The sequence below is a fragment of the Marinobacter algicola DG893 genome, assembly GCF_000170835.1.
Taxonomy (GTDB): Bacteria; Pseudomonadota; Gammaproteobacteria; order Pseudomonadales; family Oleiphilaceae; genus Marinobacter; species Marinobacter algicola.
In genome coordinates, this window is sequence record NZ_ABCP01000006.1 from 1 (window position 1) to 18529 (window position 18529).

General features: G+C 58.4%; 18 protein-coding genes. 8 read left to right on the forward strand and 10 right to left on the reverse strand.

What is annotated here, in order from left to right:
• Positions 1 to 14 precede the first annotated feature (14 nt).
• From MDG893_RS06445 to MDG893_RS06470, 6 genes are all read right to left on the reverse strand, one after another.
• The gene (locus tag MDG893_RS06445) at positions 15 to 1226 is read right to left on the reverse strand and encodes a YbfB/YjiJ family MFS transporter (RefSeq protein ID WP_007152932.1); all 1212 of its coding nucleotides are present in this window, start codon (positions 1224 to 1226) and stop codon (positions 15 to 17) included.
• Positions 1227 to 1310: 84 nt separating this feature from the next.
• Entirely contained in the window at positions 1311 to 1979 is a 669-nt protein-coding gene (locus MDG893_RS06450; protein WP_007152933.1) for an SCO family protein, read from the reverse strand.
• 22 nt (positions 1980 to 2001) lie between these two features.
• Complete coding sequence (gene cyoE, locus MDG893_RS06455; RefSeq protein ID WP_007152934.1) at positions 2002 to 2925, reverse strand: heme o synthase; 924 nt, start codon at positions 2923 to 2925, stop codon at positions 2002 to 2004.
• Complete coding sequence (locus tag MDG893_RS06460; protein ID WP_007152935.1) at positions 2922 to 4028, reverse strand: COX15/CtaA family protein; 1107 nt, start codon at positions 4026 to 4028, stop codon at positions 2922 to 2924. Before MDG893_RS06460 ends, cyoE begins: the two co-directional genes overlap by 4 nt.
• A 24-nt stretch (positions 4029 to 4052) precedes the next feature.
• The gene (locus MDG893_RS06465) at positions 4053 to 4697 is read right to left on the reverse strand and encodes a hypothetical protein (RefSeq protein WP_007152936.1); all 645 of its coding nucleotides are present in this window, start codon (positions 4695 to 4697) and stop codon (positions 4053 to 4055) included.
• Entirely contained in the window at positions 4684 to 5424 is a 741-nt protein-coding gene (locus tag MDG893_RS06470; protein ID WP_007152937.1) for an SURF1 family protein, read from the reverse strand. The genes MDG893_RS06465 and MDG893_RS06470 overlap by 14 nt, the downstream gene beginning before the upstream one ends.
• Before the next feature lie 50 nt (positions 5425 to 5474).
• Here MDG893_RS06470 and MDG893_RS06475 point away from each other — a divergent pair, with 50 nt between their 5' ends.
• The gene (locus MDG893_RS06475) at positions 5475 to 5678 is read left to right on the forward strand and encodes a twin transmembrane helix small protein (RefSeq protein WP_007152938.1); all 204 of its coding nucleotides are present in this window, start codon (positions 5475 to 5477) and stop codon (positions 5676 to 5678) included.
• A gap of 9 nt (positions 5679 to 5687) precedes the next feature.
• Here the strand turns inward: MDG893_RS06475 and MDG893_RS06480 are convergent, their stop codons facing one another.
• The 3 genes from MDG893_RS06480 to coxB form a co-directional block, all read right to left on the reverse strand.
• The gene (locus MDG893_RS06480) at positions 5688 to 6575 is read right to left on the reverse strand and encodes a cytochrome c oxidase subunit 3 (RefSeq protein ID WP_007152939.1); all 888 of its coding nucleotides are present in this window, start codon (positions 6573 to 6575) and stop codon (positions 5688 to 5690) included.
• A gap of 61 nt (positions 6576 to 6636) precedes the next feature.
• Entirely contained in the window at positions 6637 to 8223 is a 1587-nt protein-coding gene (gene ctaD, locus MDG893_RS06485) for a cytochrome c oxidase subunit I (RefSeq protein ID WP_007152940.1), read from the reverse strand.
• A 102-nt stretch (positions 8224 to 8325) separates the two neighbouring features.
• Complete coding sequence (gene coxB / locus MDG893_RS06490; protein ID WP_040474374.1) at positions 8326 to 9450, reverse strand: cytochrome c oxidase subunit II; 1125 nt, start codon at positions 9448 to 9450, stop codon at positions 8326 to 8328.
• A gap of 263 nt (positions 9451 to 9713) precedes the next feature.
• Here coxB and MDG893_RS06495 point away from each other — a divergent pair, with 263 nt between their 5' ends.
• From MDG893_RS06495 to MDG893_RS06525, 7 genes are all read left to right on the forward strand, one after another.
• Positions 9714 to 10985: an MATE family efflux transporter gene (locus tag MDG893_RS06495; RefSeq protein WP_007152943.1), complete on the forward strand. Its 1272-nt coding sequence runs from the start codon at positions 9714 to 9716 to the stop codon at positions 10983 to 10985.
• 201 nt (positions 10986 to 11186) lie between these two features.
• Positions 11187 to 11834: a hypothetical protein gene (locus MDG893_RS06500; RefSeq protein WP_007152944.1), complete on the forward strand. Its 648-nt coding sequence runs from the start codon at positions 11187 to 11189 to the stop codon at positions 11832 to 11834.
• Positions 11835 to 11856: 22 nt separating this feature from the next.
• The gene (locus tag MDG893_RS06505; protein WP_007152945.1) at positions 11857 to 12522 is read left to right on the forward strand and encodes a methylamine utilization protein; all 666 of its coding nucleotides are present in this window, start codon (positions 11857 to 11859) and stop codon (positions 12520 to 12522) included.
• Entirely contained in the window at positions 12522 to 14897 is a 2376-nt protein-coding gene (locus MDG893_RS06510) for a putative bifunctional diguanylate cyclase/phosphodiesterase (protein ID WP_007152946.1), read from the forward strand. The genes MDG893_RS06505 and MDG893_RS06510 overlap by 1 nt, the downstream gene beginning before the upstream one ends.
• The gene (locus MDG893_RS06515) at positions 14894 to 15775 is read left to right on the forward strand and encodes a DUF3034 family protein (protein WP_007152947.1); all 882 of its coding nucleotides are present in this window, start codon (positions 14894 to 14896) and stop codon (positions 15773 to 15775) included. The genes MDG893_RS06510 and MDG893_RS06515 overlap by 4 nt, the downstream gene beginning before the upstream one ends.
• Before the next feature lie 17 nt (positions 15776 to 15792).
• Positions 15793 to 16233 (forward strand): group I truncated hemoglobin, encoded by a 441-nt coding sequence (locus tag MDG893_RS06520; RefSeq protein ID WP_007152948.1) that lies wholly within the window; start codon positions 15793 to 15795, stop codon positions 16231 to 16233.
• A 65-nt stretch (positions 16234 to 16298) separates the two neighbouring features.
• A complete protein-coding gene (locus tag MDG893_RS06525) occupies positions 16299 to 16685 on the forward strand; it encodes a DoxX family protein (protein WP_007152949.1) in 387 nt (128 codons plus the stop codon).
• 2 nt (positions 16686 to 16687) lie between these two features.
• Here the strand turns inward: MDG893_RS06525 and MDG893_RS06530 are convergent, their stop codons facing one another.
• Positions 16688 to 18487, reverse strand: a complete 1800-nt coding sequence (locus MDG893_RS06530) for a sensor domain-containing diguanylate cyclase (protein ID WP_244264397.1) — start codon at positions 18485 to 18487, stop codon at positions 16688 to 16690.
• Between the last annotated feature and the right edge of the window lie 42 nt (positions 18488 to 18529).

Consider the following 18529-nt stretch of genomic DNA (forward strand, 5'->3'; position numbering starts at 1 on the left):
CCCGCTCATGCCCCCTAACGATCAGTCCTGCCAGCCCCCCCAGGTAAAGGCACAAAAAACGCAAACACCGCTCCAAGAGCCAACGCCACCACCCCGATGCCAAAGGCCGTGGTCAGGGTACCACCGGCTTCCAGCCATTGCTTGGTGAGCCAGGGGCCGGCCATCTGGGTGAAGCCGTAGACCGACACCATTGCCGCTGACAGTCGCGGCCCCTGGTGCGGATGAAGCGCCCGGCCGATGCGTTGGGTGAGCATCACCGTACCCACGAACGTGCTGCCCACCAGGGCGGCACAAACCGCCAGGCCCAAGGCACCGGGCAAGATCACTGCGGCCAGTACGCCGGTAAGCTGCACTATGAAGTTCATGCGTAATGCGGGAAGATCGCCGATTTTTGCGCCAAGATAGTTCCAGATCGAGGGCGACAGGATCGTCGCCAGAGCCGCCAGGAACCAGGCGCCATCCAGTAGCCAGTGGTCAGCCGGTAACTGATCCTTGGCCAGCAATGGCAGGAACGTCATCGGCAGTATGTAGCCGAGACCGGCGCCGGCGTAAGAGAGAAACAAGGGCACACTTGCCCGGTCGAACAGGGGCGATTTTCCCGGCAGTGTTTCGCCGTCGCTTTGCGCCCTCACCGGTACGTCCAGCCGGAGCAGCCGTGCCGTGGCCCACCAGGCCAGTGGGATGGACAGTGCGACGGCGGGCCACCAGCGTTCAGTCCCTTCAAGCCAGTTGGCGCTGGAGCTGACCAGGCCGCTTGATACCAGGAGCCCCAGCCCTACACCGATGTAAAGATGCCCGCTCAGGGTGGCGCGGTTGCGAAGCACCAGCCATTCCAGGATCAATGCCGGAGCCTGGACAAAGACAACCCCGTTGGCGATGCCGTTGAACAGGCGGGCGGCGGACATGGCGACAAGGTGGTCAGTCTGCGTCATGGCGAGGGTGGTCAACAGGTGAACCGCAAGGGAAACCGGCAACAGCATGCGAATGTGGCTGATGGTGTGCCAGCGGATGGCCAGCAAAGCACCCAGCAAGTAGCCAAGGTAGTTCCAGGTCGCCACAGCGGCTCCCTGCCCGGCGGTGATCTGGCCATCGCCCACCAGATACGGCAGTAGCGGCGTATAGATGAAACGGCCGAGGCCGTGAGTGACCAGCAACAGGATGGCACCTGCTACCACGACCAGATAAAGATCCCGCGGCGGTGTGCAGGAAGGATGGGAATTTGGCATCACAGAACCCCAGGGGAAAGCCGGTAGGCCGTCTAAGTTAGTGCGGGCAAGGAGGTCAGCCGACGCAAGGCGAGGAGTACAAGGTCATGACTGGGACGCCCGCGGATGGTTCTCCCGGGCCCACTCGTAGATCTCACGATAGGCCTCAGCCAGGTCTTCCGGATTGTGGGGTGGCTGAAGCACGGCGATCATTTCGCCATCTGGATTGATCAGCGTGAAATGCCCGCTGTGTTCCACCAGCCGTTCACCATCCACCTGACGATGGGAGAAAACCGCGTTCATGCTTCTGGCAAGCGCTCTCAGTGTCTCAATGTCCCCAGTCAGGCCGTGAAAGTCGTCGCCGAAAAAGCCCACATAGTCTTTCAGTCTCTGGGGCGTATCGTGTTCCGGGTCGGCAGAAATTAGCAGGAACTCAGGCTGCGGTAGCTCCTCCGGCAGTATTTTGTCGGTTTTGCGCAGGGTTGCCATGGCAGCCGGGCAGATGTCGGGGCAATTGGTATAGCCAACGAAGGCAAACGTCCATTTGCCCTGCAGGCTGTTCCGGGTGACCGTTTCGCCCTGTTCGTTAAGTAGCTCAAACTCCGCAAGTTTACGACTGTTTTCGTACACGTAGGCATTGATACTGCTGAGTTCCGGTGGGGGTGAAGGCTGGTCATTTCCAACCAGCAACACCTGCCGTCCAACCACCAGCCCGAAGATCAGCACGACAACCAATAGCAGCAGGATCAGCGTCAGGCGAATCGAACGGTCCATGAAATCTCCGGTAAATCAGCATTCAGAAAAACACAAAGTGGTCGACCAGCAGCACCACGAACAGGGCCATCAGATAAGTGATGGAATACTTAAAGGTATTGAGCGCCACACGGCGGTCATCCCCCCTGAGCAAACGTACCGCATATTGCAGGAAACGCAGGCCGAGGGCCAGTGCCCCTGCCAGATAGATAATGCCGGACATGCCGGTGACGAACGGCAGCAAACTGACGGCGAGCAGCATTAAGGTGTAGAGCAGTATGTGCAACTCGGTGTACTTGTTGCCATGGGTGACGGGCAGCATGGGAATACCGGCCTTGGCGTATTCTTCCTTGCGATGGATGGCCAGTGCCCAGAAGTGCGGCGGCGTCCAGGCGAAGATGATCAACACCAGCAGCAAGGCGTGGCCTTCCACCTGACCGGTCACTGCGGTCCAACCAAGCAAGGGCGGCATAGCACCGGCCAGGCCACCGATAACAATGTTCTGCGGGGTCATACGCTTGAGAAACAGAGTGTAGACGCCCGCGTATCCGACCAGAGAAGCCAGGGTCAGCCAGGCTGTCAGCGTATTTACCTGCCATACCAGAATGACCATACCGGCAACTGCCAGCACTGTTGCAAACAGCAGCGCGTCCAGCGGCGAGATTTTTCCGGTGGCAACGGGTCGTTTGCGGGTACGGGCCATAACGGTGTCGATTTTCTGATCCACCACGTGATTGACCACGGCCGCAGCGCCCGCCAGCAGGGCGATGCCCAGGTTACCGTAGAGCATAACCTCCCAACCCGGCACTCCCGGCGTGGCCAGCAGCATACCAATGACTGAGGTGAGGATCATCATCGCCACCACAGTGGGCTTGGTCAGCTCCAGAAAGTCCCGCCAGGAAATGTCCGCTGCAGCGGACTCGTTGGTTGTTCCCTGCGCCGGCAATGCCTTTACGTGCTCGCTCATGCCGTCACCTCTCGCTCGATTGTTGTTGTAGGTTGTATTGTCGCTGCCTCTGGCAGGGCCTGTTGGTGAAATCGCCAGAGCAGATTGATCACTGTCAGCAAAAGCCCTGCGCCCATCGCGTTATGTGCCACCGCCACCGACAGAGGTATGTTAAACGCGATGTTGGCCAGGCCCAGCGCGATCTGAGCAACCAGGGCGATGGCGACCAGCTGCACATGCCACGCCAATGGTGTTCGCTTTGTCCTGCGCCACAGTAATGCCAGAAAAACCGTGAAGTACGCAAGCACTATCATCGCTCCCAGCCGGTGACTGACATGGATGGCGACACGACCGTCCGCCGTTAGCTGCCCACCCAGGTAATTCGGCCCCACATGCTGAGTCACATCGAACCCATGCTGAAAGTCCATGTCCGCCGGCCACCATTCACCCTGGCAGGTGGGCAGGTCGGTACAGGCCACAGCGGCGTAATTGGCCGCCGTCCAGGCCCCCAGGGCAATCTGCATGACAACCAGCGCCAGACCACCGTATAGCCATGGCCGGAAACGGCGCAACCCGGTGGGCCGGTCCGCACCGGATACGGCTCCGCCAGATCGTCGTATATCGCGCAGCCGAAGCGTGAGCAGCGTCAGCAGGCTCAAGGTGGTAAACCCTCCTAACAGGTGCAGGGCAACCACCTGCGGCCAAAGCTTGAGGGTCACGGTCCACATGCCAAAGGCGCCCTGGAGCAGAATGAAGGCGGCGATAAACAGTGGCAGCCGAAGCGGTACGCCCTCACGACGATGCCGGAACGCGTAGACCGCGAGGCCAAACACCACCAGCCCCAGCGTGCCGGCAGCGTAACGGTGGATCATCTCAGGCCAGCCTTTCTCCACGTCGACCGGCGTGTCGGGGAAGCGCGCGTTGGCGATGGCCATCCGCGACTCATCATGGGGCACCGTCAGAAACCCGTAACAACCGGGCCAGTCCGGACAGCCGAGGCCCGCGTCCACCAATCGGGTCCAGGCCCCAAGCATGATGACGACCACCGCCAGCAGGGTCGCCAGTAGCGACCAGCGCGCCATGAGGTGGGCCGAGTGGGAAAGACGGGGTTGGGTGGTGTTCAACGGGGCATCTCCGGTTACTGATGGTCAGCCGATCTGTGACAGCTTCAACAGGTGTTTCAGATCCTTCAACATATCCTTTCCCGTGTGTTCGGTGCCGTAGTGCATGATCACGTTACCGAAGGGGTCCACCAGCAGAATCCGTGGCTGGTGTTCCGGATTGATGCCGGGCGGCCATTTCGGAGCGCGGCCCTCCAGGATACTCAGCCGTTCCATGGAGCTGTATTCGTCGCTCCAGCGGGCCGAAAGGTCATCAGGAACACTACCGAGCCAGGCCGAACGATTTACCCGGTTAGCATTCTTGCCCAGGGCAATATTGACCTGGCGCGCCAGATACAGAAGATCTTCACACTCCGAGGCACATTGCTCCGAAACCACCACCATCATCCATTCGGCGTCGGGTTTGTCGGGGCCAAAGCGGTCGACAAGCGGGTTGCCGCTGGCTCCCTGAAGCTGTATTTCGGCCAGAGGCGCCGGCGGCTGGATCAGCTCGCCATGATTGCTATTGCCGGCAGGATTCAGCCAACCGGTGTAGTACATGATGGTGGCGAAAATCATCGGGCCGAAACCGATAGCAAACAGCAAAAGGGCGGTTCGCCTGCCGCGACGTACCTGCTCGGGGGAGACGTTGTCGTCCTGATCTTTCTGGTCCATGCGCTCAGCCGTTGTCATTGTGATTACGGACTCCTGTTTTGCGATAGCTCGCTACGACCGTCAATATAACCAGCGCGATGGCCAGTGAAAACCATTGCACCGCATATCCATAATGAGTTTGTGGTCCCATCCGGTCCGGAGCCCAGTCGGCGCGGTAGGCGCCCGGTTGTTCCGGCCCGGACAGCCTGAGCACCAGGCTGGCAACATCATCCTCAATTTCCTGAGCCTGCCCGTGGGACAGGGACTGCGTTCGCTTCGGCCAGCCGGCCTTATCGGATGGCACGGACTTGAGCACCGGGGGCTCCGGAAACTCACTCAACCGCCCCTTGACACTAAGCTCCCCGGACGGTTGGCTGACATCGGGCAGCTGATCACGTCGCCGCGGGGCTTGCACCCAACCGCGATTCACAACCACGGCGCGACCCTGAACCGGGTGAAAAAGGGTCAGTACCTCATAGCCCGGCGCGCCATCGCGTGTGCGGTTATCGAGAAGCCAGGATACCTCGCTGTAACGGCCTGACAATGTCACCGGTTGCCCAGCTTCGAGGCCCGCCGCCAGATGTTGCGGCCAGTTCAGATTTCCGGCCTGTTGCTGCCACTGTTCAAGCTGGGCCTGCTTCTCTCCAGCCCGCTCCAGCTGCCAGATACCCAGGCCCACCAGTACCGGCAGAAAGAAGCCGGCGAATACCAACAGGCGCCAATCAAAGTGCCATTGGCGGCGAGAACGATCGGTCGGATCAGACATGCTCTGCTATAGTGGGCTCTGGATCTACATTCCCGTTTACAGGATTTCCCATGCTGAAGATTCTCATTGTCGTACTCATGCTGGCCGTTCTGGTGAGCCTGTTCAGCGGTCTGTTCTTCCTGATCCGGGATGGCGGGAAAACGAACCGTGTCCTGAATTCCCTGGCGTTGCGGGTCGCCCTCAGCGTACTGCTGCTGGCCGTCATTCTGATTTCGGTATGGCAAGGGGGCCTGACCCTGAATCCGACCCCCTAATGCGCGTCGTCAGAGCACGTAAACGAAGACGAACAGCCCAAGCCAGACCACATCCACGAAGTGCCAATACCAGGCTGATGCTTCAAATCCGAAGTGATAATCGCCGGTGAAATGACCCTTGTGTATGCGGATCAACATGATCGTGAGCATCAGCGTACCCAGTATCACGTGAGCGCCGTGAAAGCCGGTCAGCATGAAGAAGGTGCTGCCATAAATACCCGACTGCAGGGTAAGGTTCAGATCCTGATAGGCGTGAGCGTATTCATAACCCTGAACACACACAAAGACCAGCGCCAGCGCAATAGTGGCACCCAGCCAGAGCTTGACCTTTTTGCGGTTGTCCTCCTTGAGGGCATGGTGGGCCACCGTGACCGTGAAGGACGACGTTACCAGCAGGATGGTGTTAATCAGTGGCAAACCCCAGGGGCCGATAATGCCTTCCGGTGCCGGGTAGGCGTCGGGATCGGGATTGTTGATCAGCGGCCATGTCGCCTGGAAACCTTCCCAGAGAATGTTGGAGCTGCCGCGGTCGCCTTCGCCGCCAAGCCAGGGCACCGCGAACATCCGGGTGTAGAACAGGGCACCGAAGAATGCCGCGAAGAACATAACCTCGGAAAAAATGAACCAGCTCATACCCCAGCGGAAGGACCGATCCATCTGAGGGCTGTACAGGCCTGACCGGCTTTCCTTGATGACCGTGCCGAACCATCCGAACAGCATGTAGGCCATGATCAGGGAACCGATCAAGAACATCACCCAGGAGCCGGTGGTGCTCTCACCCTGCTGGCCGTTCACCATAATGGCCGCCGCGCCGTAGAGGGTAACCCCCAGCCCGACGGTGGCCACAATCGGCCACTTGCTCTGTTCCGGAACGTAGTACGTCTGGTTTTCCGCCATGACAATCTCCGATGGCTTATCCGTTATCGTTTGTTGTTGTGGGCGCCAGTCAGCCTTTGTTTCACTTCACTTCCGGCGGCGTGGCAAAGGTGTGGTAGGGCGCCGGAGAAGGCACCGTCCATTCAAGGCCTTCGGCACCATCCCACGGCTGGGCAGAGGCCTTTTCACCGCCTTTCACACACTTGACCACAATCACCAGAAACAGGATCTGACTGGCACCAAACATGAATGCGCCAATGCTGGACACCATGTTGAAGTCGGCAAACTGCAGCGCGTAATCCGGAATACGCCGCGGCATACCCGCCAAACCGAGGAAGTGCATCGGGAAGAAGGCCAGATTCATACCGATGAACGACAGCCAGAAATGCGTCTTACCCAATGTTTCGTCGTACATATGGCCGGTCCACTTGGGCAGCCAGAAATACGCCGAGGCAAAGATGCCGAAGATGGCACCCGGTACCAGCACGTAGTGGAAGTGTGCAACCACGAAGTAGGTGTCGTGATACTGGAAGTCCGCCGGTGCAATGGCCAGCATCAGGCCGGAGAAACCGCCAATAGTGAACAGAATGACGAAGGCCACCGCAAACAGCATTGGCGCCTCGAAGGTCAGAGACCCCCGGAACATGGTCGCCACCCAGTTGAACACCTTCACGCCGGTGGGCACGGCAATCAGCATGGTGGCGTACATGAAGAACAACTGCCCGGCGATGGGAATGCCGACGGTGAACATGTGGTGAGCCCAGACCACGAATGACAGCAGGGCGATGGCACCCACCGCATACACCATGGAGGCGTAGCCAAACAGCGGTTTGCGGGAGAACGCCGGAATAATGTGGGACACCGCGCCGAACGCAGGCAGGATCATGATGTAGACCTCGGGGTGTCCAAAGAACCAGAACACATGCTGGAACAGCACCGGATCACCGCCACCGGAGGCATCAAAGAAACTGGTGCCGAAGTTGATGTCCATCAACATCATGGTGACCACACCCGCCAGCACCGGCATAACCGCAATCAACAGGAATGCGGTGATCAGCCAGGTCCAGACGAACAGGGGCATTTTCATCAGCGTCATGCCCGGCGCCCGCATGTTCAGGATGGTGGCGATCACGTTAATCGCGCCCATGATCGACGACACACCCATGATGTGAACGGCGAAGATAAAGAACGTGGTGCTCGGTGGGCCATAGGTCGTGGATAATGGCGCGTAGAAGGTCCAGCCAAAGTTGGGTGCGCCCCCTTCCATAAACAGCGTGGACACCAGAATCAGGAAGGCGCAGGGCAGGAGCCAGAAGCTCCAGTTGTTCATTCGCGGCAGCGCCATGTCCGGGGCGCCCACCATTAGAGGAATCATCCAGTTGGCCAGGCCAACAAAGGCCGGCATCACCGCGCCAAACACCATGATAAGACCGTGCATGGTGGTCATTTGGTTGAAAAATTCCGGCTCAACAATCTGAAGACCCGGCTGGAACAGTTCCGCCCGGATCACCATGGCCATGGTTCCGCCGAGCAGGAACATCGTGAAACTGAATATCAGGTACATGGTCCCGATATCTTTGTGGTTGGTCGTCAGCAGCCACCGAGAAAAGCCCTTTGCGGGGCCGTGGTGATGATCGTCCTGGGCGTGGGTATCTGCAACCGCACTCATGAAAAACCCCCGTTACCGCCGTATATTCAGGCTGGTGATGTCATTGATCTGGCGTCATTGGATAGGGTGGACTGAAGCCTTCGCTGCAGCCCACCCGGTTCATCATTCCTGATTCTTGAACTCAAAGACTTCTTTTGGCGTCACCATTTCACCGGTGTCATTACCCCAGGCATTCCGCTCATAGGTGATGACCGCAGCGAGGTCGACTTCGCTCAGTTGACCGCCAAACGCCTGCATGGCGGTGCCGGAAACGCCGTTTACAACAATGTCCAGATGCGCCTGCATGTCTTCGGTCGTGACTTTGCTGCCTTTCAGGGCCGGGAACGCTGGCGGCGCACCGCTACCATCTGCCTGGTGGCAGGCAGCACACGCGCTGGCGTAGGCTTTTTCACCACGTGCCATCAGCTCTTCCAGGGTCCAGTCTTTCTCGGTCAGCTCACGCTCACGCTGGGCCGCCTCCTTCTGCTCAGCCACCCAGGCATCGTATTCGTCCTGAGGCACCGCCTTGACCACCACAGGCATGAAACCGTGTTTTACGCCACACAGCTCGGTGCATTGACCACGATAGATACCGGGCTCGTCGACCCTGGTCCAGGTTTCGTTCACAAAGCCGGGAATGGCGTCCTTTTTCACGCCGAAGGCAGGCACCCACCAGGAGTGGATAACATCATTGGCGGTGACCAACAGGCGGATTTTTGCCCCAACGGGCACTACCATCGGGTTGTCGACTTCCAGCAGGTAGTTCTCGGTTTTCTCGGTGCGGTTGTAGATTTCGTCATCGCTGGTGGTGATGTTCGAAAAATAGCCAAACTCCTCGTCGATGTAGTCGTACTTCCAGCGCCACTGATAGCCAGTGACCTTGATGTCGACATCCGCCTCGCTGGTGTCGTACATATCCACCAGTGTTGCTGTCGCGGGAATGGCCATCACAACGAGAATCACGAGGGGGATGATGGTCCAGAGGATCTCGACCAGGGTATTCTCGTGAAAGTTTGCCGGTTTCCGGCCCGGGGACTTGCGATGAGCGAAGATGGACCAGAACATGACCCCGAACACCACGATGCCGATGGCAACGCAGATCCAGAGGATCGTCATGTGAAGGCTGAAAATTTCATTACTGGTACCGGTGACCCCGGGACTCATGTTCAGCGTCCAGTCCGCCATGGACAACGCTGGCGTCATAAGCCCGCCCAAGAGGACACCTGCCCGCTTAGCGTGCACGCGCATAATACTGTGTCTCCACAGAGTGTTATTCTTGTCGGATTTTGCGTCCAATCCCCCTGTTCCTGACTGTGCTCGCACACACTGTCCAAATCAGGGTGGAAGTCTGCTATGGATAATACACAACCCAGTATAGACACAGATCAAAAAAATGCGAAAGTCCGTCCGCCCATAAATGTACTAAAGAAGGAAGGCTGCTCATTCCCATAAAATCCGCTCCGCAACTCGCCACCACCGACCGCAGGCTCTGGGCGCTGGCCTGGCCACTGATGCTCACCAATCTCACAGTGCCGCTTCTGGGGCTTGTGGATACCGCCGTACTGGGGCATCTCGACACACCGGAATACCTGGGTGCTGTCGCGGTGGGCGCAAACCTGTTCAGCATCCTCTACTGGACCTTTGGTTTTATGCGCATGGGTACAACGGGGCTGGCCGCCCAGGCCTGGGGAAAACGCGATGAATTCGCACAGATCGCCCTGTTGCTGCGCTCCGTGCTGCTGGCGATCGGTATCGGCCTGCTGCTGATCCTGTTTCATCAGCCCCTAATCAAACTGGGCCTGACTCTGATGAACCCCAGCGAACGTGTTGCTGCGCTGGCCGCTGAGTATGCCAGCATCCGTATCTGGAGCGCACCGGCCGTGCTCTGCCAGTACACACTGGTGGGCTGGCTGATAGGGACGCAGTATGCACGGGGGCCCATGGTCATGCTGATTGTAGCCAACGGGCTCAATATTTTTCTCGATGTGCTCTTTGTCACCGGTTTTGGCTGGAACAGCCGGGGCGTTGCCATGGCCACCGTCATGGCAGAATATTCGGCGGCGGCCATCGGCTTCTACATGGTGCTGAAACGAATGCCGGACGGCCAGGGGTTCGAGCGGGCGCTGTTCGGGCAAGTGCAGGACTACCTCAGGATATTACAGGTCAACCGGTACATCATGGTGCGCACCGTTGCCCTGCTTCTGGTGCTGGCCTTCTTCACCGCACAGGGCGCACGGCAGGGCGATACCATACTGGCGGCCAATGCGGTGTTGATAACCTTTCTACTGATCATCTCCAATGGCCTTGACGGCTTCGCCAATGCCGCCGAAGCACTGATTGGCGAAGCCGTCGGCAGCGACAGCCGGCATCAGTTCCGGAAAGTATTCAAGGTGGCGTTCCGATGGTCTTTGTGGGGTTCCGTGCTGTTTACGGTCGCCTTTGTCCTTGGTGGGCGCTTTCTCATCGGCCTGCTGACCGGCATTGAGGAAGTGCGTACAACCGCCTGGGACTACCTGCCCTGGCTGTGGATGCTGCCGCTGGCGTCGGTGTGGGGCTTCCTTCTGGATGGTGTGTTTATCGGCGCAACCCGAACGCGGGACATGCAGAATACCATGCTGTTTTCGGCGCTGGCGGTCTTCCTGCCGGTCTGGTGGCTGACGACCGGATGGGGTAATCATGGGCTGTGGTTCTCGCTGATCTGCCTGATGCTGGCACGGGCGATTTCCATGGGTTGGCTGTTTGTGAGCCATTCGCGGCATGATCGCTGGTTTTCAGAACAGTGAAGAAGCTTGGAGCCAATCCATGGACAACACGTTCAGGTTTAATGCACACACCACAGCAGCCTGTTAAATCTCGTCTACACTTGTGAGAAAAGGCAGGCATGTTGCGGTAGCCAGCCGCTTCCCCATGCCCCTGACGATCCCATGCGTATAACGGGAGGCGCCTTGCGACCCCATTCCGTTCAGAGACCGGCATCTCCTGAAATGACACCAAAGGTAGTTCTCGACATCATTGATCAGGCCCGAAGGCAGGAAGCCCGTTCCGGCACCTTTCTCAAGCAACTGCGGGAGAGGGCGTCGACGCTGCCTGCCACTATCACCATTGACGGTTACCAGCCGGCGACCTGTCTGTTCCAGTTTGCCATTGAGTACATCGAAATGGCGCCGCGACTGATTGAATGCGTGGAAGCCTGCGCAAAAGAAGCCGGCAAGGCCGAGCTGTTTGCACCTTTTGTAGAGGCCGCCATCGGTTATTTTACCCAACCGTCTGTTCTTCTGGTACGTTATGATGGCCTTGACGGGCTTCTTATACGAGCCTATCTCTGTCACCGATTGATGGAGGAAATGTACGAAAACAATCGCTCCACCCGCGCCAGTGAGCTGGTGGACGTGGAAGCAACACGGGCAAACCTGCTGGCGCATCAGTTGATCGGCGAACCGTTCGCCAACGAACTGGACCAGTCCATCACCGTCACCGTGTTACAGATTGCCGGCTCACCGGACTATTACGAACTGAATCTGGATCCATTCGTAGAACAGACAAGGAACGTTGCATGGGACTGGATGAGACACTATTGGGAAAACCTGCTGGTCCGTAACCACATACGTTTGTCGTTGGGAGCGGGCCTGTAGAAAATACGGATGAACAACATCGATGTACAAGCTAACCGTTACCTTGTTTCTGTTGCTTGGAGGCTCTCTCTGCGACGGTGCCGAGACCAACACGATACCTCTTCAACTGACCGATAGCCTGTCAGGAACGCCGGTCGCGAATGCCGTGGTGATTCTGGAAAACGGCCCCTCCGAATCCCCCGTGGAGGCTGAGATTGTTCAGAAAAACCGCAACTTTCACCCCCATACGTTGATCATACCCAAGTATTCCAGAGTGGATTTTCCCAACCAGGACAATACTCAGCACCACGTCTACTCGTTCTCACCTGCCAAGGCATTCAACATTGAGCTATACGCCGGACGACCGACAGAGCCGGTTGTCTTTGACAAGACCGGTGTGGTGGAAATTGGCTGCAACATTCATGACCACATGCAGGCATTTATCCTGGTCACCGACAGTGCACCCTCCGGCCGAACCGATGAACAGGGCCGATTGACGGTTGAGATTCCACCGCCGGCTGACAGTGATTCCGGTACACAGACCGGGTTGCTGGTCTGGCACCCGCGACTGACAGACAATACCCGTATGGCCCGATTCACCGTTGGGAAACCCTATCCGGAATCGCTCGAACTGTCGGTGGAATTGTCCCCGGAACCCACAAGTGATGACCCACTGGATGGCCTGCAAGAACGTTTCCGGGAGCTTTGATGGCGGTCGCTAGCCGAATAGGGTTTCGTGGGCGTTTGGTGACGGTCATGGTCACCATGGTTGCCATCGTCAGTCTCAGCATTGGCGCACTGTTGATGCTCTACCTGTTCGAAGATGAAAAAGCACGTGCACTTGAGCAACTGAGCCTCGGTGAGCGCGTTGCAGAGGAGGTGCTGGAGCGTCGTACCAGCCTGATTCTTTCCCGGCTGGACGTTGTGGTCCGTGATTTCGGCTTTCGCTCTGCCGTCGCCAGTGGTGATCGCGCCACCACAGACAGTGCGCTGACCAATCAGGCAGGACGGGTAAACGCTGATTTCGCCGTCTTGCTTGCCAGTGACGGCCGAGTCCTTGCCGACACCGATAGGCTACCTGAATCGCTAACCAGTAGCCCGCTGACAACGGAACTGGTGACCAAAGCTCGACAATCCGGCTTTTCCCGCCAGATGAGCGTTTTCGGTGCCGACGGCTTTGAACTGCTCACCATTCCGGTGGAAGCGCCCGGATTAAGGGCATGGCTGATTGCCGGTTTCAACATCAATAATGATCTGACCGACATTATCGGTCGACTCAGCGGGACCGAGGTGCTATTCAGGGCCTCCTCCAGCGAGGGCGGTGGCTATCAGATTCTTACCAATCCGGGTGCTATCAACGCATCCAGGCTGGATGAACTGAACAACGCCATGGCCAGGACCTCCGGCGAGGACCGGTTTCTCGAGAGTACACACTATTTTACCCGCATCATAAGCCTGACCGGAGACGAAACGCCGGCTCTCCAGCTGCTCCTACTGATCAACCGCGAGGCCCGTCTCAGCAACTACTATGAGCGTGCTTTGGAAATTCTGACTCTGGTCAGTGCCGTTCTTGTTCTGGCAGCCCTGATTGCGCTCATTATCGCTCGCAACATGGGACGACCGGTACTGGAATTGGCAGACTATGCAAAGGCGATCGGCGATGGTGATACACCCACACCTCCCCGCATTCGCGCCGGCGGTGAACTGGCTCAATTGCGCAGGGCGCTCGGCGACATGCTGAGCAAGCTACGGGACCGCGAAGAACAGATACACTACGCCGCCAGCCACGATGAAATTACCGGGCTCCCTAATCGCAACGCCTTCCTGTCGCGCCTGCGGGATCAGTTCAACAACCACCGCCCCTGCAGTGTGATGGGCCTGCGCCTCAATGACATTTCTGACGTCAATGACACCCTTGGGCTCGAGTTCGGGGACAAGGTTCTACGGGCGGTGTCGGCCAGGCTGGAAGAAGCACTGCCTGGCAGCTCGGCATTGGCCAGGACCGGCGGCGCCGAATTCCTGATGATGACAGGCCCCCAGACACAACCCGAGCTCGACAAGCTTGCCACCAGGATCAGCGAAATTGTGGAGTCACCGTTGTTCATCGACAACACTCCGTTCTCCCTTCGTTGCACCATGGTGACGCTGCAGCTGCCCCAGGACGCCATCGACACCGATCAGGTTCGCAGGCGACTGAACCTGACGTTTGAGCAGGCACAGAAAAGCCGGCTGCCCGTCACACATTATCAGCCAGGTCAGGATGAGAACCACCTGAGGGAGCTTCAGTTGATCTCCGATCTGCACCACGCCATTGCCAGCAACGGCTTGCATATGAACTACCAGCCCAAGCTCGATATGGCGTCTGCCAGCTTTCATCAAGCCGAAGCACTGGTGCGATGGATTCACCCGGACCTTGGGTTCATCTCGCCGGAAGAGTTCATTTTCCTGGCGGAGCAATCCGGCCAGATCACCGACCTGACCCGACATATCCTCCGCCGCGTTGCCAACGACGCAGGCAAGTGGCACGCCGCGGGCCTGAAGATCGGTGTTGCCATCAACCTGTCGGCCCTCGACCTGACCCGCCCGGAACTGGCCAGGGAAGTTGCCGATGCGTTTTCCCAGTGGCAGCTACCCATGTCCAGTATCACCCTGGAGGTGACCGAAAGCGCGCTGATGGAGGAGCCCGAAACGGCCTTTGAAACCCTGAGGCGCTTGCGCCAACTCGGCGTCACGCTGTCGGTGGATGATTTTGGCACGGGTTATTCCTCGCTGTCGCAATTACGCAAGCTGCCGGTGCAGGAACTCAAAATCGACAAATCCTTCGTCCTGCGCCTGAACACCGAACCCCAGGACCAGCTCATCGTTCGCTCCACCATCGATATGGCTCATGGCCTGGGGTTGAGGGTTGTCGCGGAAGGGATCGAGAATGCTGAAAGCTGGGCGCTGCTGCGGGACTGGGGCTGCGAGATCGGGCAGGGGTTCTTCCTCAGCCGCCCCGTCGCCGCAGGCGACCTGAAGGAGACAGAACAGTCGCTGACGGACCGTCAGCCGGAACTCAGATATGCAGGAGAAACCACGTCATGACACGCTTTGCCACGTTACTCAGCACCGGTTTACTGGCATTAACGGCATCGGCGAGCCTGTCTGCAGACACGGGCAGCAGGCTCTGGGCCACCGGAGGGGTGACCTCCGTCGGAGGCGCCGCCGGGGGCGGTCTGTCACCCTGGGCCCTGCTTGGCGGCTATGCCAGCGATGAAGAGTGGGGGGGCACGCTGACCCTCTCCCGCGCCGCAACCGACGACTATACCCTGTCGGTGGTTGGGGCCGGTGTCACCTGGAACAATCGTATCGAGCTCACCCTGGCACGCCAGACCCTGGACCTGGACAGCCTGGTGTTCACCCTGAAAAACGGCTTTGGACTTGAAGAGGACGAACTGGTGCAGGACGTTTTCGGCCTCAAGGTGAGGCTCGCCGGCGACGCCCTTTATAGTCCCTGGGGGCAATGGTCAGCCGGCCTTCTGCACAAACGCAACCGCGAGTTCACCGTGCCCGACGCCATCGGCGCCGAAGACGACAGCGGCACCGATATCTACGTCGGTGGCAGCAAACTGTTCTTCGCGGCGGTGATGGATCGCAATCTGCTGGTCAATGCCACCGTCCGCGGGACTAAAGCCAATCAGGGCGGTCTCCTGGGTTTTGGTGGCGACCGCAACGATAGCTACGAGGCGATGTTTGAAGGCAGCGTCGGGTTGTTTGTGACCCGCCAGTGGCTGGTGGGTACCGAATACCGCCAGAAGCCGGACAATCTGGGTTTCGCCACCGAGGACGACTGGTGGGATGTCTTCGTTGCCTGGGTACCCGATCGGCGCTTGTCGATCACGGCTGCCCTGGTCAATCTTGGTGACGTTGCCACCCTGGAAGACCAGCGTGGCGCTTATCTGTCACTGCAGGCCAGTTTCTGACAACCCGGGAGGATACAATGAAACATTCCGTCATCATCATGGTTCTGTTGCCCCTGCTGGTCCTCACCGGTTGCCAGTCCATGGTTGAATCCAACCAGCAGAACGCGTCTCTCTATCAACAGCTTGGGGAGCGTTCCGGCATTGCCGATATCGTCGAGGATCTGCTCTACCGGATTGTCGAGGACGAGCGTATCAACGACCAGTTTCGTGGCATTGACGTACGCCAGTTCCACACCAACCTGACGGACCAACTGTGTGAACTCAGTGGTGGCCCCTGCACTTATTCCGGACGCGGAATGCGCGAAAGCCATGCTGATATGAATGTGACTGACACCCAGTTCAATGCTCTGGCTGAGAACCTTATCCTGGCCATGGAAGAAAACGGCATACCCACGGGCGCGCAGAACCGGCTCATCAAAAAACTGGTGCCACTGTACCCTCAGATCCGCAACCTTTGAGTCAGGCGACAAACCGGTTAAGCTTGCTCGCTGGCCAATAAACCTTTCCTGACGGGAGATAGACCTTGCTCGACAACGCGGATCTGGGAAAACTGATTGTTCGACTGACCCTCGGCGGACTATTGCTGTTTCACGGCATTGCCAAGCTGTTCCATGGCGTGGGCTTCATCGAAGGTCAACTGGCCAGCCACGGGATTCCCGCCTTTTTCGCGTGGGGCGTGTTCATCGGTGAGTTGCTGGCACCGCTGATGGTGATCCTGGGCTACCAGACCCGCATCGGCGCCTTGCTCATCGCCTTCAACATGCTGGTGGCCATTGCGCTGGTACACAGCCACGAACTGTTGTCGCTGGGTGGCAGTGGCGGCTGGGCACTCGAGCTTCAGGGTTTCTTCCTGTTCATTGCGGTGGCCGTTGTGTTCCTCGGTCCCGGCCGCTACAAACTGAAAAACTGACGCTATGAACTGGCGATGACCTGGGCGCCGGATTCCCGGAATACCATCACCTGGTTACGTCCGGCGCCCTTAGCGGCGTACAGTGCCTCATCGGCCCTGCTGATGAGTTCTGAGGGCCGGCTACCCGCTTCCGGCAAGATGGTAGCCACCCCCGCACTCACCGACAGATTCAGCGGGCTGACGTGGTCACCAACATAAACCGATGTACCCGCCACCGCCACTCGCAGACGTTCGGCAACGCTGGCGGCCCCGGCTTCCGGTGTCGCTGGCAGTAGCACACTGAATTCCTCACCTCCGTATCGCGCCAGTAAATCTCCTGAACGCTGGATTTCGGAGGCACAGACCCACGCAACACTGACCAGGCAATCATCTCCAGCCAGATGGCCGAAGTTGTCGTTCACCCGTTTGAAGTAATCAATATCCAACAAGACCAGGCTCAGGGGATGTCCATGGCGCAGGGCACGTTGCCATTCTGCCGCCAGTTTTTCGTCAAACTGGCGGCGATTGGCAACCCCGGTCAGTCCATCGGTAATGGATACAGCCTTGAGTTGTTCATTGGCTTGCTCCAGCTCTTCCGTGCGTGCCTGGACACGGGCTTCCAACGTCTGGTTGGCCTGCCGTTGGATATCCAGAGCATGGTCCTGGGCCTCAATCCTGAGTTGGCGTTCAAGGTTAATCCTATATGCCAGGGCAAACGACATCAGAATGACCTCCAACGCCACGCCGGTCTGGGGCGCAAGCTCTGTTGCAGCGCTGGTGGGAATAAGGCCGATCTTGCTGATCGACATTACCAGATGCCCGAGCAGCAATGGGGTCCATGCCACCACGTAGAACCCCGCCAATACCTGGCCCTTGCGCCAGATGATCAGTCCAAGAATCCAGGTCAGGGGCGTGATCACCGCCGCGAATACGCTGACGATGGCCGTCGAACTCTGGTACGACCCGAAAAGACCATAGATAAAACTACACCCACTGATCAGCGCAACCAGTTGCAACAAGCGGTAGGACGCCCGGCTGTATTTCCTGACAGCCAGAAAGTTTAGCGCAAACATGACCGCAAACAGGATATTGGCCGATATGGCCGGTGCCGTGAAGTAACGGTTCAGAATCGGAAAATCCGGCCAGAGCCACTGGAACACCAGGCCGTTGAAATTCAACAACACCAGTGCGGAAGCAACCACGGTCAACACGTACCACAGATAAGCCTGCTGACGGACGATAACGAACACGAACAGGTTATACAGGGCCATGGCGATCATGATGCCCAGGAAAACCGCCTGCCAGCCGTAGTCCAACTGCTCACGCGCCAGAAAATTCGCCGACTCGATCACCCGGGCGGGAATCTGTACCGCGCCCTCGCTCCGGACACGGACATACGCCGTGGCAGGCTCGCTGTTTGAGGGCACGGGAAAAACGAAATTACGATGCTGGATCGGGCGGGAGCCGAACTCACGACTGTCCCCGGTAGTGTGGCTTTCCACCTGCTCACCCCCGACGAACCAGTAGACCCGCACATCGTCCAACAGGGGATAGCCAATTTCCAGCACCCGGTTAACCGGCTCTGCAGGCACCTCTACCCGCAGCCAGTAGGTGCTTTTGCTGAAACCAAAATTCAGGGTTTGGTTAAGGGCGGCCGGCTGCCATTGCGCTTCCGCCAGACCACGGATATCCTCCACATCAGTATCCGGGCCTGACGTTTCAAACCAGGCAAACGACGCGTTTTCACCATAGGCCGGGCCAGCCGCCATGGTCAGCGCCAGCAACAGCACCCACACCAGCCGGCAAGCAGAAAGAACTCTCATAGTGGCCGTGTTACCCGGAACAAGAAAACTCAACTAAACTGT